The organism is Micromonospora sp. USAFONa4 (assembly GCF_057197825.1).
Genome location: NZ_CM170072.1, coordinates 1,817,671 through 1,842,850, shown reverse-complemented (window position 1 = coordinate 1,842,850; position 25,180 = coordinate 1,817,671). Strand labels below are relative to the sequence as shown.

The 25,180-nt window shown below is 73.9% G+C and carries 28 protein-coding genes and 1 riboswitch; of the genes, 18 read left to right on the top strand and 10 right to left on the bottom strand.

Annotation, left to right across the window (positions count from 1 at the left end; all coding sequences use genetic code 11):
* The first annotated feature begins 72 nt into the window (after positions 1-72).
* From AC0OO9_RS07615 to AC0OO9_RS07580, 8 genes are all read left to right on the top strand, one after another.
* Positions 73-432 carry a histidine triad nucleotide-binding protein gene (locus tag AC0OO9_RS07615; protein WP_132240408.1) on the top strand — a complete coding sequence of 120 codons (360 nt, stop codon included), beginning with the start codon at positions 73-75 and terminating at the stop codon, positions 430-432.
* Complete coding sequence (locus tag AC0OO9_RS07610) at positions 429-1,805, top strand: serine hydrolase domain-containing protein (protein WP_484516575.1); 1,377 nt, start codon at positions 429-431, stop codon at positions 1,803-1,805. The genes AC0OO9_RS07615 and AC0OO9_RS07610 overlap by 4 nt, the downstream gene beginning before the upstream one ends.
* Positions 1,806-2,011: 206 nt before the next feature.
* On the top strand, positions 2,012-3,067 hold the full coding sequence (locus tag AC0OO9_RS07605) for a PhoH family protein (RefSeq protein WP_484516573.1): 1,056 nt from the start codon (positions 2,012-2,014) through the stop codon (positions 3,065-3,067).
* Between the two features lie 15 nt (positions 3,068-3,082).
* Positions 3,083-3,556: an rRNA maturation RNase YbeY gene (gene ybeY, locus AC0OO9_RS07600; protein ID WP_132240405.1), complete on the top strand. Its 474-nt coding sequence runs from the start codon at positions 3,083-3,085 to the stop codon at positions 3,554-3,556.
* Complete coding sequence (locus tag AC0OO9_RS07595) at positions 3,532-4,944, top strand: hemolysin family protein (protein ID WP_132240462.1); 1,413 nt, start codon at positions 3,532-3,534, stop codon at positions 4,942-4,944. Before ybeY ends, AC0OO9_RS07595 begins: the two co-directional genes overlap by 25 nt.
* Positions 4,937-5,323, top strand: coding sequence for a cytidine deaminase (locus tag AC0OO9_RS07590; RefSeq protein ID WP_101412356.1), 387 nt, complete (start codon positions 4,937-4,939; stop codon positions 5,321-5,323). Before AC0OO9_RS07595 ends, AC0OO9_RS07590 begins: the two co-directional genes overlap by 8 nt.
* Positions 5,320-6,216 (top strand): GTPase Era, encoded by an 897-nt coding sequence (era, locus tag AC0OO9_RS07585; protein WP_421453276.1) that lies wholly within the window; start codon positions 5,320-5,322, stop codon positions 6,214-6,216. The genes AC0OO9_RS07590 and era overlap by 4 nt, the downstream gene beginning before the upstream one ends.
* Before the next feature lie 175 nt (positions 6,217-6,391).
* On the top strand, positions 6,392-7,558 hold the full coding sequence (locus AC0OO9_RS07580; RefSeq protein WP_484516570.1) for an acyltransferase family protein: 1,167 nt from the start codon (positions 6,392-6,394) through the stop codon (positions 7,556-7,558).
* On the opposite strand, the gene AC0OO9_RS07575 is transcribed toward AC0OO9_RS07580, so the two are convergent.
* Complete coding sequence (locus AC0OO9_RS07575) at positions 7,545-8,375, bottom strand: DUF4097 family beta strand repeat-containing protein (RefSeq protein ID WP_484516568.1); 831 nt, start codon at positions 8,373-8,375, stop codon at positions 7,545-7,547. The two genes, AC0OO9_RS07580 and AC0OO9_RS07575, sit on opposite strands and share 14 nt — an antisense overlap.
* Before the next feature lie 98 nt (positions 8,376-8,473).
* On the opposite strand from AC0OO9_RS07575, the gene recO reads away from it, so the two are divergent.
* The 3 genes from recO (at position 8,474) to AC0OO9_RS07560 (ending at position 10,378) form a co-directional block, all read left to right on the top strand.
* Positions 8,474-9,316, top strand: coding sequence for a DNA repair protein RecO (gene recO / locus AC0OO9_RS07570; protein ID WP_484516567.1), 843 nt, complete (start codon positions 8,474-8,476; stop codon positions 9,314-9,316).
* Positions 9,317-9,324: 8 nt separating this feature from the next.
* Positions 9,325-10,128 (top strand): isoprenyl transferase, encoded by an 804-nt coding sequence (locus tag AC0OO9_RS07565; protein WP_132240461.1) that lies wholly within the window; start codon positions 9,325-9,327, stop codon positions 10,126-10,128.
* Positions 10,129-10,192: 64 nt separating this feature from the next.
* Complete coding sequence (locus AC0OO9_RS07560; RefSeq protein ID WP_484516565.1) at positions 10,193-10,378, top strand: hypothetical protein; 186 nt, start codon at positions 10,193-10,195, stop codon at positions 10,376-10,378.
* Between the two features lie 146 nt (positions 10,379-10,524).
* Here the strand turns inward: AC0OO9_RS07560 and gndA are convergent, their stop codons facing one another.
* Entirely contained in the window at positions 10,525-11,967 is a 1,443-nt protein-coding gene (gene gndA, locus AC0OO9_RS07555) for an NADP-dependent phosphogluconate dehydrogenase (protein WP_484517880.1), read from the bottom strand.
* A gap of 461 nt (positions 11,968-12,428) precedes the next feature.
* On the opposite strand from gndA, the gene AC0OO9_RS07550 reads away from it, so the two are divergent.
* Positions 12,429-12,665, top strand: coding sequence for a hypothetical protein (locus tag AC0OO9_RS07550; protein ID WP_357577595.1), 237 nt, complete (start codon positions 12,429-12,431; stop codon positions 12,663-12,665).
* Between the two features lie 120 nt (positions 12,666-12,785).
* Here AC0OO9_RS07550 and AC0OO9_RS07545 read toward each other — a convergent pair whose 3' ends face one another.
* The 4 genes from AC0OO9_RS07545 to AC0OO9_RS07530 all read right to left on the bottom strand — a co-directional run bounded on the left by AC0OO9_RS07545 (position 12,786) and on the right by AC0OO9_RS07530 (position 15,847).
* On the bottom strand, positions 12,786-13,586 hold the full coding sequence (locus AC0OO9_RS07545; protein ID WP_484516563.1) for an energy-coupling factor transporter transmembrane component T family protein: 801 nt from the start codon (positions 13,584-13,586) through the stop codon (positions 12,786-12,788).
* On the bottom strand, positions 13,583-13,717 hold the full coding sequence (locus AC0OO9_RS07540) for a hypothetical protein (RefSeq protein WP_484516561.1): 135 nt from the start codon (positions 13,715-13,717) through the stop codon (positions 13,583-13,585). The genes AC0OO9_RS07545 and AC0OO9_RS07540 overlap by 4 nt, the downstream gene beginning before the upstream one ends.
* On the bottom strand, positions 13,714-15,129 hold the full coding sequence (locus AC0OO9_RS07535) for an ABC transporter ATP-binding protein (protein WP_484516559.1): 1,416 nt from the start codon (positions 15,127-15,129) through the stop codon (positions 13,714-13,716). The genes AC0OO9_RS07540 and AC0OO9_RS07535 overlap by 4 nt, the downstream gene beginning before the upstream one ends.
* Before the next feature lie 124 nt (positions 15,130-15,253).
* Complete coding sequence (locus AC0OO9_RS07530; RefSeq protein WP_421453257.1) at positions 15,254-15,847, bottom strand: ECF transporter S component; 594 nt, start codon at positions 15,845-15,847, stop codon at positions 15,254-15,256.
* A 73-nt stretch (positions 15,848-15,920) separates the two neighbouring features.
* Positions 15,921-16,026, bottom strand: a riboswitch (TPP riboswitch).
* Positions 16,027-16,226: 200 nt separating this feature from the next.
* Here AC0OO9_RS07530 and AC0OO9_RS07525 point away from each other — a divergent pair.
* From AC0OO9_RS07525 to AC0OO9_RS07500, 6 genes are all read left to right on the top strand, one after another.
* A complete protein-coding gene (locus tag AC0OO9_RS07525; RefSeq protein WP_484517879.1) occupies positions 16,227-17,228 on the top strand; it encodes a permease in 1,002 nt (333 codons plus the stop codon).
* A complete protein-coding gene (locus AC0OO9_RS07520) occupies positions 17,225-18,073 on the top strand; it encodes a TIGR03943 family putative permease subunit (protein ID WP_484516557.1) in 849 nt (282 codons plus the stop codon). The genes AC0OO9_RS07525 and AC0OO9_RS07520 overlap by 4 nt, the downstream gene beginning before the upstream one ends.
* A 56-nt stretch (positions 18,074-18,129) precedes the next feature.
* Positions 18,130-18,960 carry an alpha/beta fold hydrolase gene (locus AC0OO9_RS07515; RefSeq protein WP_484516556.1) on the top strand — a complete coding sequence of 277 codons (831 nt, stop codon included), beginning with the start codon at positions 18,130-18,132 and terminating at the stop codon, positions 18,958-18,960.
* Between the two features lie 56 nt (positions 18,961-19,016).
* Positions 19,017-19,781, top strand: coding sequence for a sugar isomerase domain-containing protein (locus AC0OO9_RS07510; protein ID WP_132240392.1), 765 nt, complete (start codon positions 19,017-19,019; stop codon positions 19,779-19,781).
* A 153-nt stretch (positions 19,782-19,934) separates the two neighbouring features.
* Positions 19,935-20,438 carry a DUF6328 family protein gene (locus AC0OO9_RS07505; RefSeq protein WP_484516554.1) on the top strand — a complete coding sequence of 168 codons (504 nt, stop codon included), beginning with the start codon at positions 19,935-19,937 and terminating at the stop codon, positions 20,436-20,438.
* 115 nt (positions 20,439-20,553) lie between these two features.
* Complete coding sequence (locus AC0OO9_RS07500) at positions 20,554-22,632, top strand: acyl-CoA dehydrogenase family protein (protein WP_484516553.1); 2,079 nt, start codon at positions 20,554-20,556, stop codon at positions 22,630-22,632.
* A gap of 151 nt (positions 22,633-22,783) precedes the next feature.
* Here AC0OO9_RS07500 and AC0OO9_RS07495 read toward each other — a convergent pair whose 3' ends face one another.
* From AC0OO9_RS07495 to AC0OO9_RS07480, 4 genes are all read right to left on the bottom strand, one after another.
* Positions 22,784-23,389, bottom strand: coding sequence for a hypothetical protein (locus tag AC0OO9_RS07495; RefSeq protein WP_484516551.1), 606 nt, complete (start codon positions 23,387-23,389; stop codon positions 22,784-22,786).
* 186 nt (positions 23,390-23,575) lie between these two features.
* Complete coding sequence (locus tag AC0OO9_RS07490) at positions 23,576-23,968, bottom strand: Fur family transcriptional regulator (RefSeq protein WP_396888872.1); 393 nt, start codon at positions 23,966-23,968, stop codon at positions 23,576-23,578.
* Positions 23,969-23,970: 2 nt separating this feature from the next.
* On the bottom strand, positions 23,971-24,270 hold the full coding sequence (locus AC0OO9_RS07485) for an ArsR/SmtB family transcription factor (protein ID WP_088998913.1): 300 nt from the start codon (positions 24,268-24,270) through the stop codon (positions 23,971-23,973).
* Between the two features lie 43 nt (positions 24,271-24,313).
* Positions 24,314-25,180, bottom strand: a complete 867-nt coding sequence (locus AC0OO9_RS07480) for a metal ABC transporter permease (protein ID WP_132240388.1) — start codon at positions 25,178-25,180, stop codon at positions 24,314-24,316.

The following is a 25,180-nucleotide window of genomic DNA, read 5'->3' as shown; positions in this document are numbered from 1 at the left end:
CGCCCGGGTGCAAGGAAGGGGCCCTTCCTCTACCGAAGGCGTTGACAAGGTGCCCTTCCTTACACTGCCCCGATGGGAACCGACTGCCTCTTCTGCCGCATCGTCGCCGGGGAGATCCCGGCCACGATCGTCCGGGAAACCGCCACCACGCTCGCCTTCCGTGACATCGACCCGAAGGCGCCGGTGCACGTGCTGGTCATCCCGAAGGAGCACTACGCCGACGTGGCGGCGCTCGCCCAGGGCGATCCGGCGCTGGCCGGGGAGGTACTCGCCACGGCCGCCACCGTGGCCGAGGACGAGGGACTGCTCGGCGACGGCTTCCGGCTGATGTTCAACACCGGCGCGTACGGCGGCCAGGAGGTCTTCCACGTGCACGCGCACGTGCTCGGCGGGGCGCCACTGGGCCCGATGCTGGCCCGGAACCTCGCGTGACGGCGGTCGACGACCGGCTCTCGCGGATGGTCCGGGCGGTCCAGGCGCAGGCCCGGGTGCCGGCGGTGTCGGCGGCCCTGCACCGGGCGGACCGCCCGCTCTGGACGTGCGCCGTCGGCGGGACCGGCAACGACACCGAGCTGGGGCCGGGCACCCGGCTCCGGATCGGATCGGTCACGAAGACGTTCACCGCCGTGCTGACCCTCCAGTGCCGCGACGACGGCCTGCTGGACCTCGACGACCCGCTGGACCGGCACCTGGACCTGCCGGCCCACGGCGAGCTGACGGTGCGCCGGCTGCTGTCGCACACCGCCGGCCTGCAACGCGAGCCGTACGGCGACGTCTGGGACACCCTGCACACGCCGGACGCCGAAGGGCTGGTCGCCGACCTGGCCCGGGCCGAGCGGGTGCTGCCCCCGGGCCGCCGCTACCACTACTCGAACCTCGGCATGGCGCTGCTCGGCCGCCTCGTCGGCCACCTGAGGGGCGGCACCTGGGCGGAGGCGCTCGCCGAGCGGGTGCTGACCCCGCTGGGGCTGGCCGGGACCTCGACGGAACCCGGACCGCTCGCCGCGACGGGGTTCCTGGTCGACGCCTACTCGGACGAGGCGCGCCCCGAGCCGCCGACCGACTTCAGGGCGCTCGGTCCGGCGGCGCAGCTCTGGAGCACCGCCTCCGACATGGCCCGCTGGGCGGCCTTCCTCGCCGACCCGGCGGCGCTGGACCCGGCCGGCGCCGTGCTCGCCCCGGCCACGCTCGACGAGATGCGCTGGCCGGCGACGGTCACCGACGAGACGCTCTGGGCCGGCGGCTTCGGGCTGGGGCTGATCCTGGTGCCGCAGGGCAAGCGGGTCATGCACGTCGGCCACGACGGCGCGATGCCCGGCTTCCTGGCCGGCGTCTACGGCCGGCGGGGCGGGGAGGGCACTCCCGGCGCCATGGGGGTCGCGGTGCTCGGCTCCTCCGGCACCGCCGGCGAGGTCCTCGACCTGCCGCACCGGCTGCTGGCCGCCGCCGTCGAGCACGACCCCGCCGACGTCACGACGTGGCGGCCGGGCCCGCCCGCCCCCGAGGGCGTACGCGGGCTGCTCGGCCGCTGGTGGGGGGAGGGCTTCGAGTGCGTCTTCTCCTGGCACGACGGCGAGCTGCGGGCCCGGGGCGCCGACGATCCGGCGGGAAAGCCGCCGTCGGTCTTCGTCGCCCTGCCGGACCGGCCGGACGTGTTCCGCACGGTCTCCGGCCGGGAGGCGGGGGAGCTGCTCCGGCTGACCCGGGACGAGCACGGCACGGTGGTGCGGATGCACTGGGCGACCTACCGGTTCACCCGGCACCAGGAGACCTTCGAGCGGTACGACTTCCGAGCCGGCTCCTGACGCGCGACCGGACGGGCCGAGGACCCGGCCCCGTCCGGTCCGCCCGGGCCGCGGACGAGGTGACCGGTCCGCCCGTGCCCCACGCGCGGAAATGGGCAGGGTGCCACCGCTGTTGGAAAGATAAGATGGCGGTAACGTCAGCGCGCCGCGCCAGCAGGCCGGCGCCGAGATCGAGAGCAGGTGCGCAGGGCCCCTCGGCCCGACCTATGACCGGCACCCCACCTCCCGGCCCGCCCCGGGTGCAGACCAGGATCACCGTCCCGGATTCCAAGATCATGGTCAACCTGCTCGGCGCGGGTGACGAGATCCTGCGACTGGTCGAGCGCTCGGTCGACAGCGACGTGCACGTCCGGGGCAACGAGATCACCATCACCGGCGCCCCCGCCGACAACGCCCTCGCCGAGCGGATCTTCAGCGAGCTGCTGGAACTCATCGAGAAAGGCGAGACCCTGACCACTGACGCCGTACGGCGTACCGTCGGCATGCTCGAGCAGGGCGGCGCCGAGCGGCCCGCCGAGGTCCTGACGCTCAACATCCTCTCCCGGCGCGGCCGCACCATCCGTCCCAAGACGCTGGGGCAGAAGCGCTACGTCGACGCGATCGACGCGCACACCATCGTCTTCGGCATCGGCCCCGCCGGCACCGGCAAGACCTACCTGGCGATGGCGAAGGCCGTCCAGGCGTTGCAGGCCAAGCAGGTCAACCGGATCATCCTGACCCGGCCGGCGGTCGAGGCGGGGGAGCGGCTCGGCTTCCTGCCCGGCACGCTCAACGAGAAGATCGACCCCTACCTGCGCCCGCTCTACGACGCGCTGCACGACATGCTCGACCCGGATTCCATCCCCAAGCTGATGGCGGCGGGCACGATCGAGGTCGCGCCGCTGGCGTACATGCGGGGCCGCACGTTGAACGACGCCTTCATCATCCTCGACGAGGCGCAGAACACCACGCCCGAGCAGATGAAGATGTTCCTCACCCGGCTCGGCTTCAATTCCAAGATCGTCGTCACCGGTGACGTCACCCAGGTGGACCTGCCCGGCGGCACGACCAGCGGCCTGCGGGTGGTCCGGGAGATCCTGGAGAACGTGGAGGACGTGCACTTCGCCGAGCTCTCCAGCTCCGACGTGGTCCGCCACCGGCTGGTCGGGGAGATCGTCGACGCGTACGCCCGCTGGGACGAGCGGGAGAACCAGCAGGCGCAGAGCGTGCACGCCGTGCCGGGGCGGTCCGCCCAGGGCGGCCGGGCCAGCCGGCGCCGCTAGACCGAGGGAAGACTGTTGTCCATCGAGATCGCCAACGAGTCGGGTGTCGACGTCGACACCGACGCCGTGCTCGCCGTGGCCCGGCACGCCCTCGACGAGATGGGGGTCAACCCCCTCGCCGAGCTGTCCGTGCTGCTGGTCGACATCGACTACATGACCGAGCTCAACCACCGGTGGATGGGCGGCGACGGCCCGACCGACGTGCTCGCCTTCCCCATGGACGAGGGCAGCGTCGACCACGGGCCCGGTGAGACGTCCGCCGCCGGCGGCGAGCCCGCACTGCTCGGCGACATCGTGCTCTGCCCGGAGGTGGCGGCCAAGCAGGCGGCCACCGCCGGTCACGCCGCCGCCGACGAGTTGCACCTGCTCACCGTGCACGGGGTGCTGCACCTGCTCGGCTACGACCACGCCGAGCCGGAGGAGGAACGGGAGATGTTCGCCCTCCAGGCCCGGCTGCTGGCGAGCTGGCGGTCGACCCGGTCCCGGTGATGGCCACCCCGACACTGGCGGCCGCCGCCACCGGCCTGCCCGACCTGCAACTGCTGGTCTTCGCGGCCGGCCTGGTGGTGCTGGCCGGCCTCATCGCCATGACCGAAGCGGCTCTCGCCGCGGTCTCGCCCGCCCGCGCCGCCGAGCTGGCCCGCGACGGCGCGCGGGGCGCACGGACGCTCCAGGCCGTCGCCGGGGACGTGGTCCGCCACCTCAACCTCCTGCTCCTGCTGCGGTTGCTCGCCGAGCTGACCGCCACCACCCTGGTGGCGCTGGTCGCGGTCGACACCTTCGGCGCGGGCTGGCGCGCGGCGCTGGTCACCGCCGGCGCGATGACCGTGATCAGCTTCGTGGTGGTCGGGGTCGGCCCCCGGACCATCGGCCGGCAGCACGCGTACGTGGTCGGGCGGTCCGTCGCCCCGCTGGTCCGCTGGCTGGGCCGGGCGCTCAACCCGCTCGCCTCGCTGCTGATCCTGATCGGCAACGCGGTCACGCCGGGCCGGGGCTTCCGGGAGGGGCCGTTCGCCACCCAGGTGGAGCTGCGCGAGCTGGTCGACCTGGCGGAGCAGCGCGGTGTCGTGGAGCACGGCGAGCGGCAGATGATCCACTCGGTCTTCGCGCTCGGCGACACCATCGCCCGGGAGGTGATGGTGCCGCGTACCGAGATGGTGTGGATAGAGGAACGCAAGACGCTCTCCCAGGCGTTGGCGCTCTTCCTGCGCTCCGGTTTCTCCCGGATCCCGGTCATCGGCGAGAGCGTCGACGACGTGCTCGGCGTGCTCTACCTCAAGGACCTGATCCGGCGGACCCAGGGCGGTGCCCCGGAGGACCGGCAGCTCCCGGTCGCCGAGCTGATGCGCCCCGCCACCTTCGTGCCCGAGTCCAAGCCGGTCGACGACCTGCTCTCGGAGATGCAGGCCGCCCGCAACCACCTGGTCATCGTCGTCGACGAGTACGGCGGCACCGGCGGGCTGGTCACCATCGAGGACATCCTGGAGGAGATCGTCGGCGAGATCACCGACGAGTACGATGTCGAGCGCCCGCCGGTCGAGCACCTCGACGACGGGGCGGTGCGGGTGACCGCGCGGCTCCCGGTGGAGGATCTGGGCGAGCTGTTCGACACCGACCTCCCCACCGACGAGGTGGAGACCGTCGGCGGCCTGCTGGCCCAGTCCCTGGGCCGGGTCCCGATCCCCGGGGCGCAGGTCGAGGTCGCCGGGCTCCAGTTGGTCGCCGAGGGCACCACCGGCCGACGCAACCGGATCGACACCGTGCTGGTGAGCCGGGCGGAGTCGACCGACACGCAGAACGGCCCGGGGCGTGGCGAGCACGCCGAGCCCCGGGACGACACGAACCGATCCGAGGAGAGGCAACCCGCCGATGCCTGAGTCACCCGCCGTACCGGCCGCCCGGCCCACCCCGTCCGACCCGGTCGAGCTGAGCGCCGAGGACGGCAAGCTGGTCGTCCTGGCGCGGGGCGCGCGTGGCCGGGTGGGCGCCGTGGAGGGCGCGGCGGTCCGCGACCAGGACGGTCGGACGTACGCGGCGGCCAGCGTGTCGCTGCCCTCGCTGACGATCACCGCGCTCCAGCTCGCGGTGGCGTCCGCGGTGGCGGCCGGCGCGACCCGGCTGGAGGCCGCCGTGGTGGTGACCGAGGCGTCGACGCTGGACGGCGCGGGGCACGCGGCGGTACGCGACCTCGCCGCGGACGCGCCGATCCACGTGGCCGCCCCGGACGGGTCCGTCCTCGGCACGGTGGTCGAGTGAGCGATCTCCAGCCGCGCCCCTACCGGGCCGGGTTCGCCTGTTTCGTCGGCCGGCCGAACGCCGGCAAGTCGACGCTGACCAACGCGATCGTCGGGCAGAAGATCGCCATCACCTCGAACAAGCCGCAGACGACCAGGCACATCATCCGGGCCGTCCTGCACCGCCCGGAGTCCCAGCTCGTGCTGGTCGACACCCCGGGCCTGCACCGCCCCCGTACGCTGCTCGGCGAGCGCCTCAACGACCTGGTCCGGCAGACCTGGAGCGAGGTCGACGTGATCGGCCTCTGCATCCCGGCGGACGAGCCGATCGGGCGGGGCGACCGGTTCATCACCGGCGAGCTGGCCGAGTTGAAGGCCACCGTGCTGGCGGTGGTCACGAAGACCGACCTGGTGGACCGCAAGCGGCTGGCCGAGCAACTGCTCGCGGTCAGCGAGCTGGGCGAGTTCGCCGAGGTGGTGCCGGTCAGCGCGGTCTCCGGGCACCAGGTGGACACCCTGGTCGACGTGATGACCGGCTACCTGCCCGAGTCGCCCCAGCTCTACCCCGACGACATGCTCACCGACGACCCGGAGCAGGTGCTTGTCGCCGAGCTGATCCGGGAGGCCGCCCTGGAGGGCGTCCGCGACGAGCTGCCGCACTCCATCGCGGTGGTCGTCGAGGAGATGGTCCCCGAGGGCCGGCTCATGAAGATCTATGCCGACGTCTACGTCGAGCGCCCCAGCCAGAAGGCGATCGTGATCGGCCACCGGGCGAGCCGGCTCAAGCACGTCGGCACCACCGCCCGCCAGCAGATCGAGGAGTTGCTCGGCACCCGGGTCTACCTCGACCTGCACGTCCGGGTGGCGAAGGACTGGCAGCGGGATCCGAAGCAGCTGCGCAAGCTGGGCTTCTGACGCCAAGGGCCGGGACGTGCCGCGTTCCGGCCCAGAGCCCGTCCGACGCATGATCGGTATCGGTCGGACGTATGGGAGATGTCACCTTCTGGTGGGTTCCCTTCTGTTTGGCGTGCTCGGCCCGGAGGGTAGGGGGTAGGACAGCCCCCGTATCCCCGGACATAGATGCAGGCTGATGCGAAACCGATACCTGGACCTGCTCCGCTTCCTGGCCATCGTTCGAGTCGTCGTCTACCACGTCACCGGTTGGGCCACGCTGACCCTCGTCTTCCCGGCGATGTCGGTGATGTTCGCGCTCGCCGGCTCGCTGATGGCGGCCTCACTGCACCGGTGGGGGCCGGGGGCGGTCGTGCGCCGGCTGCGGCGCCTGCTGCCGTCGCTGTGGGTGCTCGCCGCCGTCTTCGTACCGGCGATGCTGCTCACCGGGTTGCCGCTGAGCCCGAAGGTGCTGCTCTGGCTCTTCCCCATCGCCGACCCGCCGGCCAACGGCTGGGGCGCGATCGCGCTCAGCGTCATCTGGTACCTGCGCGACTACCTCTGGTTCGTGCTCGCCTCGCCGGTGGCCCTCTGGCTGTTCCGGCGCGCCCCGGTGCCCACCCTGATCGCCCCGTACGCCCTGCTCGCGGCGGCCGAACTGGGCCTGCTCCCGGCGCTGCCGGTGGCGCTGCACCAGTTCGGGCTCTACTTCGGGGCCTGGCTGCTCGGCTTCGCCCACCAGGCCGGCATGCTGCGCCGCCTCGCCAACCGGGTGCTGGTCCCGGTCGCGCTGGCCCTCGCCGCCGCCGGGGCCGCCTGGATCGTCACCCACCCCGGACCGCGCGGGTACGACCTGAACGACAACCCCCTGGGCAACGCTCTCTGGTCGGCGGCCTTCGTCCTCGTGCTGCTCGGTCGGGGGCCGGCGAGCGCACCCTGGGTGGACCGCAGCGCCGCGTTCGGCCGGGTGGTGACCATGTTCAACCGGCGGGCGCTCACCGTCTACCTGTGGCACATGCCGTTCGTGGTGGCGCTCACCCCACTGGTCGACGTGGTGGGCTGGTCGCACCAGGACCCGCTCGGCCTGGCGATCCGGGTGGCGCTGGTCTTCGCGCTGGTCGCGGCGGTGACCGCCCTCGTCGGCTGGGTGGAGGACGTGGCCGCCCGCAGGCCGCCGGAGCTGGTCCCTGGCCGGGCCCGTCCCGGCCCGGCCACCGTCGGCGCGCCCGCCGACGGCAGGGCCGGCGGACCGGCCACCCGGCACGCGGTCGACGGCGGGGCCGGCGGACCGGTCAGCGGGCGGGCGGTGGTGCCGGCGCCCCGGGCCACGCGCGAGCCGGAGACCGTCGAGATCAACGCTGGGTGAGCGTGATGTCGCCGCTGCCGGTGGAGAGGTCGAGCACCAGCGTGGCGGACGGGTCGTCGGTGACGCCCAGTTCGGCGTCGCCGCCGTCGGTGGTGGAGCGGACCCGGTAGCGGCCCGTTGGCACGACCAGATCGACGCTCCCGCTGGAGGCGTGCACCCGCGCCGAGGCCGGCGTCGTGAGGTCGACGGTGATGTCCCCGGAGCCCGTCTCCGCGTCCACCCCGCCGCCGAGGCGGTGCCCGGTGATGTCGCCCGACGAGGTACGCAGCGTGGCCGCGGCGGCGACCTCCTCCACCTCGACGTTGCCGGAGCCGGTCTGGGCGCGTACGGGCCCGCCGGCGCCGGCCACCTGGATGTTGCCGGAGCCGGTCTCCGCGCGTACGGGGCCGCTGGAGGCGGTCACCCGGATGTTGCCCGAGCCGAGCCGCATCTCCACCGGGCCCACCCTGCTCAGGTCGACGTCACCGGAGCCCGTCTCGCCCTTCACGCTCACCCCGTCGGGGGCGGTGACCTCGTAGGAGATGCTGCACCGGGAACCGCAGTCGGTGTCCAGCACCAGTTCGCCGCCCTTGACCTCGTACGTCGCGTCGGGCTGACCGCCCTGGTAGCGCACCACCCGCTTGATCCGCACCTCGTCCTGCGCGCCGATGGCGCGGACGGTCACGTCGCCGGCCCCCGGAAGCACCCGGATGCTGTTGATCCGGACCGCCTCGGTGTTGTCGTAGTCGAGCCGGCGGAAGGACAGGTTGTCGCACCCGGCGGCGACGATCAGGGTGGTGGCCGCAGCGAGCGCGGCGGCGGTGCGGTGCAGAGCCATGCGAGCACGCTACGAGGCGTGACGACCCCCGCGCATCGGGGTTCCGCGCGCGGACACCCCGAGCTGACCCTGATTCCGCACCCCGAGAGAATGGTCCGATGGCCGGGTACCGCCGACAGCTCTACCGCGACGACGCGGTGGTCCTGCGCGTGCAGAAGCTCGGCGAGTCCGACCGGATCATCACTCTGCTCACCCGCCGGCACGGCCGGCTCCGCGCGGTGGCCCGGGGGATCCGCCGCACCACCAGCAAGTTCGGGGCCCGGCTGGAGCCGTTCGGTCACGTCGACCTCCAGCTCGCCGGCGACCCGAAGGGCAACCACGGCAGCTCGCTGCACACGGTCAGCCAGGTCGAGGGCATCGACCTCTACGGCAAGCGGTTCCTCGGCGACTATCCCCGCTACACGGCGGCCAGCGCGATCGCCGAGACCGCCGAGCGGCTCACCCCCGTCGAACGGGAGCCCTCGCTGCGGCTGTTCCAGCTCACCCTGGGCGCGCTGCGGGCGCTCGCCGAGGGCAGCCACGCCACCACCCTGGTGCTCGACGCGTACCTGCTGCGGGGCATGACGCTCGCCGGCTGGGCGCCGGCGCTGACCGCCTGCGCCGTCTGCGGCACGCCGGGGCGGCACCGGGCGTTCTCCGTACCGGCCGGGGGCGCGGTCTGCCCGGACTGCCGGCCGCCCGGCGCGGCGCATCCGGCCCCGGCCACCATCGACCTGATGTCCGCGCTGACCAGCGGCGACTGGCGGGTCGCCGACGCCACCGAGACCGGCGTACGCCGGGAGTGCAGCGGCCTGGTCGCGGCACACCTGCAGTGGCACCTGGAGCGCGCGCTACGCTCGCTGCCGCTGGTCGACCGGGGCGCCCCGGGGGCCGGCCCGGTCCCGCCGCCGCCCGGCGTCGGGTCCGGTGCGGACGGTGTGAACAGGGGGAGAACCGAGTGATCCGATCGATGAGGGCCGGGCGTCGCGAGCCGGTGCCGCCGACTCCGCACCCGTCGGGCGCCCGGCCGCCGGCGCTGCCCGCCGACGCGGTGCCGAAGCACGTCGCCGTGGTGATGGACGGCAACGGCCGGTGGGCCAAGGATCGCGGGCTGCCCCGCACCAAGGGCCACGAGGCGGGGGAGTTCTCCCTCTTCGACACGGTCGAGGGCGCCATCGAGATGGGCATCCCCTACCTGTCGGCGTACGCCTTCTCCACCGAGAACTGGCGGCGCTCGCCGGACGAGGTCCGGTTCCTGATGGGCTTCAACCGCGACGTCATCCGCCGCCGCCGTGACCAGCTGGTCGACCTGGGGGTGCGGGTGGTCTGGTCCGGCCGGGCCGGCCGGCTCTGGAAGAGCGTCATCTCCGAGTTGCAGACGGCGGAGGAGATGTCCCGGGGCAACTCGACCCTGACCCTCCAGTTCTGCGTCAACTACGGCGGTCAGGCCGAGATCGCCGACGCCGCCGCCGCCATCGCCCGCGACGTGGCGGCGGGCCGGCTGGACCCCGGGAAGGTCAACGAGAAGACCGTCGCGAAGTACCTCTACCACCCGGAGATCCCCGAGGTGGACCTGTTCCTGCGTCCCTCCGGCGAGGAGCGGATCTCGAACTTCCTGCTCTGGCAGACCGCGTACGCCGAGCTGATCTTCCTCGACACGCTCTGGCCCGACTTCGACCGCCGCCACCTCTGGTACGCCTGCGAGCTGTACGCGCAGCGGGACCGTCGCTTCGGCGGCGCGCTGCCCAACCCGGTCGCCCCGCCGCCCGCCTGAGGCTTACCGCCCGGTCGTACGGGGTACCACGGTGGTCAGCAGCCACCGACGGAGGTGAACCCACATGATCCAGAAGCGTATTGCCCAGTGGGCGATGATGGCCGTCGCCGTGCCGTTGGCGGCGGCGGGCGCGCGCCGGCTCAGCCACACGCTGGAGTCCCGCCGCGGCCCGACCGGGGTGAGCCGCCTGCTCAACAAGGGCGCCGACATGCTCCGCCCGCAAAAGGCGAAGCGCCGCCGCTTCTTCTGACCACCACCCGCAAACCCGCACCCCGTGCCCTGACCCCACCCCCGACCCGTCGTCGATCATGCAGTCGTGGTGCCCCGCGAAAGCCCCACACCGGGGCGTTCCGGCCACCAGAAGTGCATGATCGGCCCGCGGGTCGGGGGTTCGGGTCAGGTTCTGGTTTCGGTGCGGTCGGTGGGCCAGCGGGTGTGGAAGGTGCCCTCGCGGTCCACGCGCTGGTAGGTGTGCGCCCCGAAGTTGTCCCGCAGCGCCTGGATCAGGGCGGCCGGCAGCCGCTGGGCGCGCAGCGCGTCGAAGTACGCCAGCGACGAGGCGAAGGCCGGAGCCGGCACGCCCGCCTGCGCCGCGTCGGCCACCACCCGCCGCCAGCTCGGCACGCCGTCGTTCACGGTGTCCGCGAACCACGGCGCCACCAGCAGCGTCGGCAGGTCGGGCCGCTCGTCGTACGCCTGGCGGATCCGGTCGAGGAAGCGCGCCCGGATGATGCAGCCGCCCCGCCAGATCGTGGCGGTGCCGCCCAGGTCGATGCCCCAGTCGTACTCGCGGGAGCCGGCGCGGATGTGGTCGAAGCCCTGCGCGTACGCGACGATCTTCGAGGCGAGCAGGGCGCGGCGGACGTCCTCGACGAAGACGTCGGGGTCCTCGACCCGCCAGGTCGCGCCCGCGTCCGGAAACGCCCGCCGGGCCGCCTCGCGCTGGTCGGCGTGCCCGGACAGCGAGCGGGCGAAGGTCGCCTCGGCGATACCGGTGATGGGGATGCCCAGGTCGAGCGCGCTCTGCACCGTCCAGCGGCCGGTGCCCTTCTGCTCGGCGCGATCCAGCACGACGTCCACGAACGCCCGCCCGGTGGCCGCGTCGGTGTGCGCCAGCACGTCGGCGGTGATCTCGATCAGGAAGGACTCCAGCTCGCCGGAGTTCCAGCCACGGAAGATCTCCGCGATCTCCGCCGGCTGCGCGCCCAGTCCGGCCCGCAGCAGGTCGTACGCCTCCGCGATGAGCTGCATGTCGGCGTATTCGATGCCGTTGTGCACCATCTTGACGAAGTGCCCGGCGCCGTCCGGCCCGATGTGCCGGCAGCACGGCACCCCGTCCACCTGGGCGGCGATCCGCTCGAAGATCGGCCCGAGCGTGCGGTACGACTCCGCGGATCCGCCCGGCATGATGCTCGGGCCGCGCAGGGCGCCCTCCTCGCCACCGGAGACGCCGGTGCCGACGAAGTGCAGGCCGTGGGCCCGTAGCGCCTCCTCCCGCCGGCGGGTGTCGGCGAAGTGCGCGTTGCCGCAGTCCACAACGATGTCGCCCGCGTCGAGCAGTGGGACGAGCTCGTCGACCACGGCGTCGGTGGGGCCGCCCGCCTTGACCATCACGATGACCGCGCGGGGCCGCTCCAGCGACGCGACGAAGTCGGCCATCGACTCGGCGGGCAGCAAGGTCCCCTCGTCTCCGTGCTCCGCGACGAGGCTGCGGGTGCGCTCCGGTGACCGGTTGTGCACCGCCACGGGGAAACCGTTGCGGGCCAGGTTGCGGGCCAGGTTCCGGCCCATCACCGCCAGCCCGGTCACGCCGATCCGTGCTGTCGCCCGCCCGGCCATCCGTCCGCCCTCCGCCGTCGACACCCGCCGGTGCGACCGTATCGCCCGGGCGGGCGTCCCGGAGGCGTGTCGGGCACCCCGTCACCGCCACGTGGCGGTCACTCCGAAGGGCGCGAGGGCCGGCCGACGATCCTGCGCCGGGCGGCCTCTGCGGAGGCGCGACCGGCCGGTCGCGGACCCCGCCGGTAATTCGGCTGCGCGCGAACGGTGGGGCGGCTAGCGTGTGGGCATGCGCAACTGACGCCCCACTTCCGAGCCGACCCGCCGCATCGCCGCGGGTCCGCGTGCTCCCGGGCGTCCGCATCCCGCACCTGCCGTCGACGGCGGTGCTTCTCGTGGTCGATCCCGGGCAGCTGTCCCGATCCCGCCCGACCGTCGCGTGACGGTCGCCGAACGAGACGGGCCCCGGTCACCGGACGTCGCTCCGGTGCGGCAGGGCCCGCAGACCGAGGAGGCACCGGATGCCCGCCAGGCGCAACCCGAAGAAGTCCCGTACCACCGTCCCCACGCCGTCCGTCGCGGACCTGACGCCCGTCAACCTCGACGAGGTGGCGGTCGCGCCGGTCGTGCCGGCGCTGCCGGTCGACCGGCCGGCGGCGCCGAAGGCCGGTCCGCCGGTCTCCGGCGCCGGCCGCTCCGGCGCGCTGCGCGGCCAGAAGGCCGGGCAGGCCCGCCGGTACGCCTTCCGGCGCAGCTGACGGTGCCGGCCGGGTGGAGCCGTCGTCACCGGCGCCTCCACCCGGCCCGCCCGCCCGCACGCGCTCGACCACCCGGGCATGCGCCTCCACCCGGCCCCGCCCGCCGACCAACGGGCGGCGTCAGCCGATCAGCGGGCGGAAGGTGCCGAGCAGCACGCTGACGGTCAGCGCGGCCCCGGCGAGCACCGCCGCGCCGGCGATCAGCAGGCCGTCGGCGGCGACGAAGCGCTGTCGCCGGGCGACGGTGCGCGGGACCCCGGCGTCGAAGCCCCGGGCGTCCATCGCCACGGCCAGCCGGGTGCCCCGGCGGATCGCCCCGACGAGCAGCGCGAAGGCCGTCGACACGAACAGCCGCAGCTTCGCCAGGGGGTTGCGGCCGGCCTCGATCCCCCGGCCGCGACGCGCCATGGAGATCATCTGCCACTCCTGTCCCAGCAGCGGCACGAGCCGGAACGCGGCCAGCGCCCCGATGGCGAACCGGGCCGGCGCCTTCGCGTTCTGGATCAGCGCGTCCGCCAGGTCGGTCGGGTCGGTGGTGGCGAAGACGATCACGCCGGGCAGCGCCACCGCGAACATGCGCAGCACCAGGCCGAGCGCGGTGAGCAGCACCCCGGAGGTGACCACCACCGGGCCGGCCTCGACCAGCACCCGGCCGGAGCGCTCGGCCGCGAAGAGCACCAGCGTCACCACCACGCCGACCGCGCCGACGAGCAGCGGCCAGGCCCGCCGCGCCAACACCCGGAGACGGACCCCGAACAGCGGCAGCAGGGCCAACTCGACGGCGATCGCGATGGCCGGGGCCACCGGGTCCAGGGTGGCGATCAGGATGAACGAGAACACCAGCGCCGCGGCGAGCTTGGCCACCGGGTTGCGCCGGGCCAGCAACGCCTCCGGCGCGGCGACCGGCTCGAAACTGATCACGCCCGCTCCAGCGCGGGGCGGCGGTCCGGGTGGGTGACCGGTGCGGCGGTTCGGACGCTGGTCACGTCCGCCCTCAGGCTGGGGCGGCGGTCTGGGTGGGTGACCGGTGCGGCGGTTCGAACGCTGGTCACGGGCGCTCCAGGGTGAGGCGGCGATCTGCCAGGGCGGCGACGAACTCCGGGTCGTGGGTGACGGCGACCAGGCCGTGCCCGGCGTCGCGCAGCTCGGCGAAGAGGTCCACCAGCTCCAGCCAGGTCCGCCGGTCCTGGCCGAAGGTCGGTTCGTCGCAGATGAGCAGGCGGGGCGCGGTGGCCAGGGCGGTCGCCACGCTCAGCCGCCGCGCCTCCCCGCCGGAGAGGGTGTACGGGTTGGCGGCGGCGAGTTTCGTCAACCGCAGCCGGGACAGCAGGGTGTCGACGGTGGCCCGGACCACCGCCTCGGGCTGACCGGTGCGGCGCGGGCCGAGCGCCAGCTCGTCGAAGACGGTGTTGGTGACGAACTGGTGCTCCGGGTCCTGGAAGACCGAGCCGATCCGGCGGGCCAGCGCCGGGGCGCGCCAGCGGTGCGGGGGAGTGCGGGCGTCTCCACCGGCCAGTGCCGTCGTCGCCGCGATCCGGCCGGCCCCGGGCTTGAGCAGTCCGCCCAGCAACAGGGCGAGGGTCGACTTGCCGGCCCCGTTGGGCCCGACGACGGCGAGCGCCTCGCCGGCGCGTACCGCCAGGTCGACGGGGGCCAGCCGGGGCGGCAGACCGAGCCGGTCGGCGGTGAGCAACACGTCGCCGGGCGGCGCGGTCGCGTGGCGGGGCGGTACCGGGCGGCCGGGCACCCAGACGCCCTCGTCGGCGAGCGTGTCGCCGTGCGTGCCGAAGACGGCCTCGGGTGTGCCGTCGGCGCGGACGCCGCCGCCCGGTTCGAGCACGACCACGCGGTCGACCAGGGGCAACGCCTCAGCGACGCGGTGCTCGACCAGGACCAGCGTGGTGTCGGCGTCGAGCGCGCCGGCCACCGCCGCCCGGATCAGCGCCGCACCGGTCGGGTCGAGGTTGGCGGTCGGCTCGTCGAGCAGCAGCAGGCCGGGGCGCAGGGCCAGCACCCCGGCCAGGGCGAGCCGCTGCTGCTCGCCGCCGGAGAGCGCGGCGGTGGGGCGGTCGCGGGGGTACGGGAAGCCGACCCGGGTCAGCGCCTCGTCGACGCGGGGCCAGATCTCCCCGGCGGGGGTGCCGCGGTTCTCCAGCCCGAACGCCACGTCGTCACCGCTGCGGGCCATCACGAGCTGGGTCTGCGGGTCCTGGAAGACGATGCCGACCCGCTCCCGGCCTTTGCGGGGGTCGAGCCCGTCGATCTCGACGGTGCCCTCCTGCTCGCCCGAGTCCTCGGGCAGCAGCCCGGCCAGCGCGGCGAGCAGCGTGCTCTTGCCGGCCCCGGAGGGCCCCAGCAGCAGCACCCGCTCCCCGGCTTCCACGCGCAGGTCCACCCCGCGCACGGCCCAGGCCCGGCGCCCGGCATGCCGCCACCCGAACCCCCGCAACGTCACCGCCCCCACGCCGCCCCCTTCCTTCCTGCCCGCCCGCGGGCGTTGATCATGAGGTTGTTGTCGTCCGGCACGGCGTGTCGTGGCAACAACTTCATGATCAACGCGGCCGGGTGGTGGGGGTGGGGGTGGGGGGTCAGATTGGGGTGCGGTCTCGGGCGGCGGGGAAGCGGTCCAGGGCGCCCGTGGTGGCCAGGGCGCGGGTCAGGGCCCAGCCGCCGGCACCCGCGACGATCGTGGCGCTGACGATGGTGAGCAGGGCGTAGGGGATCCGGTAACTGCCCAGCGCGTACTCGGTGTTCCAGACGAAGAAGTCGAACAGGGCCGCGCCGAGGCCGGTCAGCGCGCCCGCGATCAGCGCGGTGGGCAGCCGGAACGAGCGGTACCGGAACGCGGCGAAGGCCAGCTCGGCGCCGAGCCCCTGGATCAGGCCCTGGACGATGGTGACGCCGCCCCACTCCGAACCGAGCAGCGCGGAGACCGTCGCCGCCACCGCTTCGCAGAAGAGCGCCGCGCCGGGCTTGCGGATCACCAGACCGCCGAGGACGGCCGGAACCAGCCAGACGCCGTACATGATCGCCTGGCTGGCGGGGAAGAACGCGAACGCCGGGTCGACGGCCCGCCACAGCAGGCCCCAGGCCCAGAAGATGACGCCGAAGGCCACCGCGATCACGGCCGCGACGACGACGTCGACGGTACGCCACCGGGTGGCGGTGTTGTTGTCTCGCATGATTGCTCCCAGTCCCGAACGAGAACCAGGAGAAGACGCACGCCGCGCCCGGAACGTGCCGGACGTCGACGCGGCTGGAGGTCGACCGAACTCCCTGCGCTGGCATTACCCAGATCAGGTTCGAGGGTCTGCGGGCGGTGCCCGCACTCTCAGCGCTGTGCGCTCCCCTGTCGGATGTGAAGTTGTGGCCCGACGCTAACACCTTTGAAGATCATCGGGCAAAGTGATCTTTCCGCAGCTCACCAGCGCGGTCGATCGACGCCGTCCGTTCCGGCCCGGTACCCTCGGGCGGCCACTGGAGAACCGGCAGAGGGACACGTACGTGACATCCGAGGCTGACCGTCGCGCGCCGGACGGGTCGCACCCGGGTGCGGTGGGCGTGGCCGCTCCGGGCGTACGCGAGGAGAGGCCGGCGGCGCCCCGCGGCCCGGACCGGCGGGTCGGGTCGGTGGAGGTCCTCGCCGGCCTGCTGATCCTGCTGGTCGTCTTCCGCGAGCCGCTCGCCCGGGCCCTCTCCGCGCCCCGGTTGCAGACCTGGACCACCGTCTTCGTCTCGGTCATGGTGCAGGCGGTGCCGTTCCTGGTCTTCGGGGTGCTGCTCTCCGCGGTGATCGCCGTCTTCGTGCCCCGGTCGTTCTGGGCCCGGGCGCTGCCGCGGCACCCCGCGCTCGCGGTGCCGGTGGCCAGCGCGGCCGGCGTGGTGCTGCCCGGCTGCGAGTGCGGGGCGGTGCCGATCGCCGGGTCGCTGATCCGGCGCGGGGTCACCCCGGCCGCCGCGTTGGCGTTCCTGCTCGCCGCCCCGGCGATCAACCCGATCGTGCTCACCGCCACCGCCGTGGCCTTCCCCGACGACCCGGCGATGGTCCTCGGGCGGGCCGTCGCGAGCCTGCTCGTGGCGATGGTCATGGGCTGGCTGTGGCTGCGCCTCGGCCGGGCCGACTGGATCCGGCTGCCGCGCCGGCCGGAGCTGGACGGCGGCCCGCGCGGGCAGGCGTTCTGGGGGGCGGTCCGGCACGACGTCACGCACGCCGGTGGCTTCCTGGTCATCGGCGCGGCGGCCGCCGCCACGATCAACGTCGTGGTGCCGGAGCGCTGGTTGCAGACGCTCGCCGACGAGCCGGTGCTGTCGGTGCTCGCGCTGGCCGTGCTGGCCGTGCTGCTCTCCCTCTGCTCCGAGGCGGACGCCTTCGTCGCCGCCTCGCTGTCGCAGTTCTCGCTGACCTCCCGACTGGTCTTCCTGGTGGTGGGGCCGATGGTCGACCTCAAGCTCATCTCGATGCAGGCCGGAGTCTTCGGCCGGCGGTTCGCGCTGCGGTTCGCCCCGACCACCTTCGCGGTGGCCGTCGCCGTGGCCGCCGCGACCGGGGCGGTGCTGCTGTGAACCGGCAGGCGCAGGCGGTCGTCCTGCTGCTGCTCGGCGGTGCGGTGGTCCGGGCCAGCCTCACCGACCTGCACCTGCGCTACGTCAAGGAGGGGCTGCGGCCCTTCCTGATCGCCGCCGGCCTGCTGCTGGTGGCCGCCGCGGTCATGACCCTCTTCTACGAGCTGCGCCCGCTCCTTCGGCGCACGCCCGCCGGCCACCACGACGGCCCGGCCGGTGGATGGCGGCCCCGGCGCACACCCGGCCCCGACGCTCACCACGACCACGACCACGACCACGACCACGACCACGACCACGACGGCGACGGCGACGGCGGGCACGGCGGTGACGACGGGCACGGGCATCGCGAGCCGCGGGTCGGCTGGCTGCTGATCCTGCCCGTACTGGGCCTGCTGCTGGTCGCCCCGCCGGCCCTGGGTTCGTACGCGGCCGGGCAGGCCGGCACCGCCGTCACCACCCGGCAGCAGCCGTCCGACTACCCGCCGCTGCCCGCCGGCGACCCGGTGCGGGTGGCCGTGCTCGACTACGCCTCCCGGGCCCTGTTCGACCGGGGCACCTCGATCGGCGAGCGCCGGGTCCAGCTGACCGGCTTCGTCACCACCGGCCCCGACGGCCGGCCGCTGCTGGCCCGGATGGTGCTCTCCTGCTGCGCCGCAGACGGGCGGCCCGTCAAGCTGGGCCTGACCGGCGCCGCCCCCGACGGGCTCGCCGACGACACCTGGATCGAGGTGACGGGCCGCTACAGCGACCGCATCGCCCGCGACCCGGTCAACGACGCCGAGATTCCCTACCTGGACGTGGAGTCCTGGCGGCAGGTGCCCGTTCCCCGGCAACAGTACGAGTGACAGGTGGGCCCGGCAGTCCCGGGCGGCCGGGTGCGGCGCTGGGTAGGCTCACGATCATGCGGATCGAGGCCCGGGGGTTCACGTTCGACGTCCGCGTCGGCGGACCGGAGGGCGGCACGCCCGTCCTGCTGCTGCACGGCTTCCCCCAGCACGGCGGGGAGTTCGACGACGTGGTGCCCGCGCTGCACGCCGCGGGCCTGCGCACGTACGCGCCGGACCAGCGCGGCTACTCGCCGGGTGCCCGGCCCGAGGCGGTCGAGGCGTACCGGCTGCCGGAGCTGGTCGCCGACGCGGTGGGCGTACTCGACGCGCTGGGCGTCGACGCGGCGCACCTGGTGGGGCACGACTGGGGCGCGGTCGTGGCCTGGGCCGTCGCGGCCCACCATCCCGAGCGGGTCCGCACGCTGACCGCGGTCTCCGTGCCGCACCCCGCCGCCATGGCGTGGGCGCTGGCCGAGGACGCGGGGCAGAAGGCGCGCTCGGCGTACATGACGGTGTTCCGCAAGCCGGGCACGGCGGAGAAGGCGCTGCTGGTGCTGGGCGCGACCGGGCTGCGCCGGATGCTGCACGGGGTCGGCGACGACGCGCGGGTGGCCTCGTACGCGGACCCGATGCGCGAGCCGGGTGCGCTGACCGCCGCCCTGAACTGGTACCGCGCGATGTCCCGCCGGGACCTGGCCGCCACCGGGCCGGTGGCGGTGCCGACCACGTACGTCTGGAGCGGTCGCGACATCGCGATCGGCCGGACCGCCGCCGAGGCGTGCGCCGAGCACGTGACCGCAGACTACCGCTTCGTCGAGCTGCCCCGGGTGAGCCACTGGATCCCCGACGAGGCGCCCGCCGCGCTGGCCGAGGCGATCCTGGCCCGGGTGCACGACCCGGTCTGACCTTCCCCGCGACACCGGCCGGCGGACGCCGGGCCCACCCCTGACGGAGGTACGACATGGACCGAGCAGACACGACGGTGAAGGCCGAGGACTTCCTGGCCGTGGTGACCGACACGATGCACCGGGTCGCCGAGAGCCAGCGCGAGGCGGTGGGACGGGCCGCCGACCTGATCGCCGAGGCGGTACGCGCCGACGGCGTGGTCCACGCGTTCGGCACCGGCCACTCCGAGGCGCTGGCCATGGAGATCGCCGGGCGGGCCGGCGGGCTGGTCCCGACGAACCGCATCGCCCTGCGGGACCTGGTGCTGCTCGGCGGCGCCCCGGTCGACGTGCTCGGGCCGCTGCTGGAGCGCGACCCGGCGGTGGCGCACCGCCTCTACGAACTGGCCCCGGTCGGCCCCCGGGACGTCTTCGTGCTCGCCTCCAACTCGGGCGTGAACGGCGCGATGGTGGAGTTCGCGTCGCTGGTCAGGGAGAAGGGCCACGGGCTGGTCGCGATCACCTCGGCGCAGCACTCCGGGCAGATGACCTCGCGCCACCCGTCGGGACGCAAGCTCGCCGACTTCGCCGACGTGGTGCTCGACAACGGCGCCCCGTACGGCGACGCGACGCTGCCACTGCCCGGCGGGGGCGCGGTCGGCGCGGTCTCGTCGATCACCGCGGCGCTGCTGGCGCAGCAGATCACGGTCGAGGTGGTGGCGCGGCTGCTGGCGGCGGGAGAGCGGCCCCCGGTCTACCTGTCGGCCAACATCGCGGGGGGCGACGAGCACAACAACGCCCTCGAGGCCCGGTACGCGGGCCGGATCCGCCGCGGCTCCTGACGCCTTGTGGCTACGGCCGGCCGCATGACGGTCGACCCGGAACCGGCGCGCCAGACAGTGACGTGAGTCGGTTTCGCGCGTCGACGGGTGGGGCATCAGCGATGCTGCCGCCGGCCGCCCCCGCCGGCAGTACCGTCTGACCGGAGGTAGCGCGTGTCCAAGGAAACCGAGAAGCAGCGCTGGCAGCGCAACTTCGCCGACCTGCTCCAGGAGCTTCGGGTCGCCCAGACCGGCGTGCAGATCCTCTTCGCGTTCCTGCTCACCCTGCCGTTCAGCAACGGCTTCACCCGTACGAGCGGCTTCCAGAAGGACGTCTACATCGTCGCGTTGCTGGCCGCGGCCGCCGCCACCGCGATGATCATCTCTCCGGTGGCGTTCCACCGCGCGCTGTTCCGGCAGGGCCGCAAGCCGGAGCTGGTCCGGTTCGCCCACCGGATGGCCAGCGGCGGGCTCGCCTTCATGCTGATCTCGATGGTCAGCGCGGTGCTGCTGATCACCGACTTCGTGCTGGACCGGAGCATCGCCCTGGTGCTCAGCGGCCTCACCGGCCTCTGGTTCCTCACCTTCTGGGCGTTCCTGCCGTTCTCCCGCCGCAACTGGGGCGACGACGACGATGACGACGACGACGAGAACGAGCCACGGTCCCTCAGCGACTGACGAAGGTCGACACAACTCGATATTTACCAATCGCTACCCCTGGGTAACACCCGGGGGTAGCGTGCTGTTCGTCGAGCACGTTGACGCATCCGGACCGAGGTTCGAGGGGGCCGCCGTGACCGCGACACACAACAGCCGACCCACGCCCGACGGATCAGGCGCCGACCAGCCGCCGCCATCGCCAGACGCCCCGCCTGCGGCCGCCGGCAACCCGCCTGCCGCCGCCGACACCCCGCCCGCTGCCGGCGCGGCCGGACCCCTGCCGACCGAGGCCGGCCAGGTCTCCGAGAAGGAGGCCCGACAGGTCGCCGAGGCGGCCCGGGAGTCCTCCTGGGACCGTCCCAGCTTCGGCAAGGAACTCTTCCTCGGCCGGTTCCGGCTCGACCTGATCAACCCCTGGCCGCGCTCCGACCCGGCGGACGTCGCCCGCGCCGACGAGTTCCTCGGCCGGTTCCGCGAGTTCCTGGCCTCCGAGGTGGACGGTGCCGCGATCGAGCGGGACGCGTCCATCCCGGACGAGGTGTTCCAAGGAATGGCCCGCCTCGGCGCCTTCGGCATGAAGATCGACCGGTCGTACGGCGGGCTCGGGCTCAGCAACCTGCACTACTGCCGGGCGCTCATGCTGGCCGGCTCGGTCAGCCCGGCGATCGGCGCGCTGCTCTCGGCACACCAGTCGATCGGGGTGCCGCAGCCGCTGAAGATGTTCGGCACCGCCGAGCAGAAGCAGCGCTTCCTGCCCCGGCTCGCCGCAGGTGAGGTGTCGGCGTTCCTGCTCACCGAACCGGACGTCGGCTCCGACCCGGCCCGGCTGGCCACCACCGCCGAGCCCACGCCCGACGGCACCGGCTACCGCCTCAACGGCGTGAAGCTGTGGGCCACCAACGGCACCGTCGCCTCCCTGCTCGTGGTGATGGCCCGGGTGCCCGCCGCCGAGGGGCGGCGCGGCGGGATCACCGCCTTCGTCGTCGAGGGCGACAGCGAGGGCATCACGGTCGAACGGCGCAACGCCTTCATCGGCCTGCGCGGCCTGGAGAACAGCCTGACCCGCTTCCACGACGTCTTCGTACCGAAGGAGAACGTCATCGGCGGCGAGGGCAAGGGCCTGAAGATCGCGCTGACCACCCTGAACACCGGACGGCTGTCGCTGCCGGCCATGTGTGTCGGCGCCGGCAAGTGGGCGCTGAACGTGGCCCGGGAGTGGGCCGTAGACCGGGTGCAGTGGGGCCGGCCCGTGGGCGAGCACGAGGCGGTGGCCCAGAAGCTGTCCTTCATCGCCGCGACGACGTACGGCATGGAGACCATGCTGGACCTCTGCTGCCTGCTCGCCGACGACGACCGCAACGACATCCGGATCGAGGCGGCGCTGGTCAAGCTCTACGCCAGCGAGATGGCCTGGAAGATCGCCGACGAGCTGGTGCAGATCCGGGGCGGTCGCGGCTACGAGACGGCCGACTCCCTCGCCGCGCGGGGCGAGCGACCGGCCGCCGTCGAGCAGCTGCTGCGCGACCTGCGGATCAACCGCATCTTCGAGGGCTCCACCGAGATCATGCACCTGCTCATCGCCCGGGAGGCGGTCGACGCGCACCTGTCGGTCGCGGGCGACATCATCGACCCGGACGCCGGGCTGGGCCGCAAGGCGAAGGCCGGGGCGCGGGCGGGCGCGTTCTACGCGAGGTGGCTGCCCACCCTCGCCGTCGGCCGGGGGCAGCGCCCATCGGCGTACGCCGAGTTCGGCCCGCTCGCCGGCCACCTGCGGCAGGTGGAGCGCGCCTCGCGAAAGCTTGCCCGCTCGACGTTCTACGCGATGTCCCGCTGGCAGGGAAAGATGGAGCGCAAGCAGGCGTTCCTCGGCCGGGTGGTGGACATCGGTGCGGAGCTGTTCGCGATGTCGGCGGTCTGCGTGCGCGCCTACGCCGAGCGGGACACCCGCCCCGAGAACGTCGAGCTGGCCGACCTGTTCTGCCGGCAGGCCCGGGTACGCGTCGACGCGCTCTTCACCGCCCTGTGGGACAACACTGACTCCGTCGACACGGCCGCCGCGAAGCGGATCCTGGCCGGGCGCTACGCCGCGCTGGAGGACGGCGTGATCACCCCCGCCGACGACCTCCCCTGGGTGGCCCCTTGGTCGCCGGGCCCGTCCACCGCCGCCGACACCCGCCGCCGCATCCCACCCCCGCCCCCACCCTCCTCCTGACCAGCCTCCCCGCCCCGCCCCCTCACTCTGGCGTCGATCATGCAGTTGTGGAGCTTCATAGAAGCGACGAGAGTGGTCGTTCCGGGCGCCATAACTGCATGATCGCCGGGCTGGGCTGGGCTGGGCTGGGCCGGGGCGGGTGAGGCAGGGGTCAGCGATTGGCGCGTAGGCCGAGGTGGCGTAGTTCCAGGGCGGCCAGGGCGTCGACGGTGGCGTCGTCGCCGCGCCGCCACGACTCGGCCACGTCGGGGGCGATCCGGGTCAGCCGGCCCAGCGGCTGGGTGGCCAGCGCGCGCAGGGCGAGCAGGTCCCGGCCGGCGGGCGCGGCGGCCAGCTTCGCGGCCGAGCCGGCGCGGCGCATCCAGCGCACCCGCAGCGGCAGCCAGCCGAAGAGCACCAGGCCGAGCGGGAAGACCAGCACGGCGACGGCCAGCGCGAGGGCGAGCTGGTCGACCAGTTCCTGCTGGTCGCGGCCCGCCTCGGCCAGCGAGCGGGCGGCGGTGGCGGCCCGCTCGAACGGCGCGGTCAGCTCGTCGCCGACCAGCGGCACCCGGCCGACCTTGCCGCCGGCGTCGGCCAGGTTGTCGGCCAGGCCGCCGCCGGCACCCTCCAGCTTCTGTCCGGGTACGGCGAGCTTCTGGACCAGGTCGTGCAGCCACAGCGCGCCACGGATCGCGCCGTACACCCAGGCGACGACGAGCAGGTCGGTGATCAACTGTCGGACGGCGGTCGGGAAACGATCGGCGTAGATCTTCACGCCGGACAGCGTGCCACGTGCGCGGGCCCCTGGCACGGCGCGAACGACGGCACTCCGCCCGGCGGACGGCGGGCGCCGACGCAACGGGGCCGGTGGACGTCGCAACGGTCGGACCCGCGCCCGCCGCGGCGGGCGGGCGGTGGCCAGCGCTACGGGCGGACCCGGCGGACTGCGCTACGGGCGGGGTCAGCTCGCGCAGGCCGGGCAGGTGCCGAAGATCTCCAGGGTGTGGCTGACGTCGGCGTAGCCGTGCTTCGCCGCGACCCGCTCGGCCCAGCTCTCCACCGTCGGCCCCGCCACCTCCACGGTGCGGCCGCAGGTCCGGCAGACCAGGTGGTGGTGGTGGCCCTCGCTGCACCGGCGGTAGAGGTGCTCGCCGCCCGGCGGGCGCATCACGTCGATCTCGCCCGTGTCGGCGAGCCCCTGGAGCGTGCGGTAGACGGTGGTCAGCCCGACCCGCTCGCCGCGCTCGCGCAGCATCGCGTGCAGCTCCTGCGCGCTGTGGAAGCCCTCCAGCTCGCCGAGCAGCGCGCTCACCGCCGAGCGCTGCCGGGTGTTGCGGACCGTGGAACCCGTCATGATCATGATCCCTCCCCGGCGTGGCTCACCGCGTCGGCCACGATGTGTGCGACGTGCTCGTCGACCAGCGCGTACGCGATCTCGCGACCCCGCCGGGAGCCGCGCACCACGCCGGCGCCCCGCAGCACCCGCAGGTGCTGGGAGACCAGCGGCTGGGCGGCGCCGAGCTTGTCGACCAGCTCGTGCACGCAGCGCTCGCCCTCGGCGAGCTCGCTGACGATGGCCAGCCGGATCGGTGCCGAGAGGGCACGCAGCAGCTCGCTCGCGCCCTCGAAGGCGTCGTAGCCTGATCCGTCGGTCACCCTGTAACGGTAACCAATCCCACCGACACGGCGCTGACCAGGATCAGTGGAGCACGACCTCGTGCGGCTCCGGCGCGGGCGCGGCGGCGGGGGTGCGCCGCCTGCGCAGCGTCCGCCACGCCGCGCCGAGGACCGCGACCACCCCGAACGAGGCGATCGCCATCAGCACCACCGAGGCGCCGGGGGCGGTGTCGGCGTTCGCGGCCACCCAGACCCCGGAGCCGGCGGCGAAGAGCCCGAGCGCCATCGCCGCCGCCATCGTGCTGCGGAACCCCCGGGTCACCTGCTGCGCGGTGGCCACCGGCACCACCATCAGCGCGCTGATCAGCAGCACCCCGACGGCCCGCATGGCGATCGTCACCGTGACGGCGGTGGCCACGGCGAGCAGCAGGTTGAGCGTGCGCACCGGCAGGCCGGAGACGCGGGCGTACTCCTCGTCATGGCAGACCGCGAACAGGGCCGGGCGCAGCGCCAGCATGGTCACCCCGATCGCGACGCCGAGCACCGCGATGGTGGTCAGGTCCTGCGGGGAGATCGTGGTCAGCGACCCGAACAGGTAGGCGTTGAGGTTGGCGCTGGTGCTGTCGGAGAGCCCGACCAGCGTCACGCCGCCGGCGATGCCGCCGTAGAAGAGCAGGGCCAGGGCCAGGTCGCCGGAGGTGCGCCCACGGGCGCGGACCAGCTCGATGGTGATCGCGCCGGCGGTCGCCACGGCCACCGCGACGAGCACGGGGGAGCGGTTGAGCAGCAGGCCCGCGCCGACGCCGGTGAGCGCCACGTGCCCGACCCCGTCGCCGATCAGGGCGAGTTTCCGCTGCACCAGGTAGATGCCGAGCGCCGGGGCGGCCAGGCCGATGATCAGCGCGCCGATGAGGGCCCGCTGCATGTAGGGGTACTGGAAGAGTTCCAT

Excerpts from the sequence above, each read along its gene's own strand:
- AC0OO9_RS07565 (WP_132240461.1), top strand. The coding sequence starts at position 9,325 with ATGAGGGCCGGGCGTCGCGAGCCGGTGCCGCCGACTCCGCACCCGTCG.
- AC0OO9_RS07490 (WP_396888872.1), bottom strand. The coding sequence starts at position 23,968 with ATGACGGGTTCCACGGTCCGCAACACCCGGCAGCGCTCGGCGGTGAGC.
- AC0OO9_RS07615 (WP_132240408.1), top strand. The coding sequence starts at position 73 with ATGGGAACCGACTGCCTCTTCTGCCGCATCGTCGCCGGGGAGATCCCG.
- AC0OO9_RS07480 (WP_132240388.1), bottom strand. The coding sequence starts at position 25,180 with ATGGAACTCTTCCAGTACCCCTACATGCAGCGGGCCCTCATCGGCGCG.
- AC0OO9_RS07580 (WP_484516570.1), top strand. The coding sequence starts at position 6,392 with ATGCGAAACCGATACCTGGACCTGCTCCGCTTCCTGGCCATCGTTCGA.
- recO (WP_484516567.1), top strand. The coding sequence starts at position 8,474 with ATGGCCGGGTACCGCCGACAGCTCTACCGCGACGACGCGGTGGTCCTG.
- AC0OO9_RS07530 (WP_421453257.1), bottom strand. The coding sequence starts at position 15,847 with ATGCGAGACAACAACACCGCCACCCGGTGGCGTACCGTCGACGTCGTC.
- AC0OO9_RS07605 (WP_484516573.1), top strand. The coding sequence starts at position 2,012 with ATGACCGGCACCCCACCTCCCGGCCCGCCCCGGGTGCAGACCAGGATC.
- AC0OO9_RS07575 (WP_484516568.1), bottom strand. The coding sequence starts at position 8,375 with ATGGCTCTGCACCGCACCGCCGCCGCGCTCGCTGCGGCCACCACCCTG.
- AC0OO9_RS07550 (WP_357577595.1), top strand. The coding sequence starts at position 12,429 with ATGCCCGCCAGGCGCAACCCGAAGAAGTCCCGTACCACCGTCCCCACG.
- AC0OO9_RS07515 (WP_484516556.1), top strand. The coding sequence starts at position 18,130 with ATGCGGATCGAGGCCCGGGGGTTCACGTTCGACGTCCGCGTCGGCGGA.
- AC0OO9_RS07590 (WP_101412356.1), top strand. The coding sequence starts at position 4,937 with ATGCCTGAGTCACCCGCCGTACCGGCCGCCCGGCCCACCCCGTCCGAC.
- gndA (WP_484517880.1), bottom strand. The coding sequence starts at position 11,967 with ATGGCCGGGCGGGCGACAGCACGGATCGGCGTGACCGGGCTGGCGGTG.
- AC0OO9_RS07560 (WP_484516565.1), top strand. The coding sequence starts at position 10,193 with ATGATCCAGAAGCGTATTGCCCAGTGGGCGATGATGGCCGTCGCCGTG.
- AC0OO9_RS07510 (WP_132240392.1), top strand. The coding sequence starts at position 19,017 with ATGGACCGAGCAGACACGACGGTGAAGGCCGAGGACTTCCTGGCCGTG.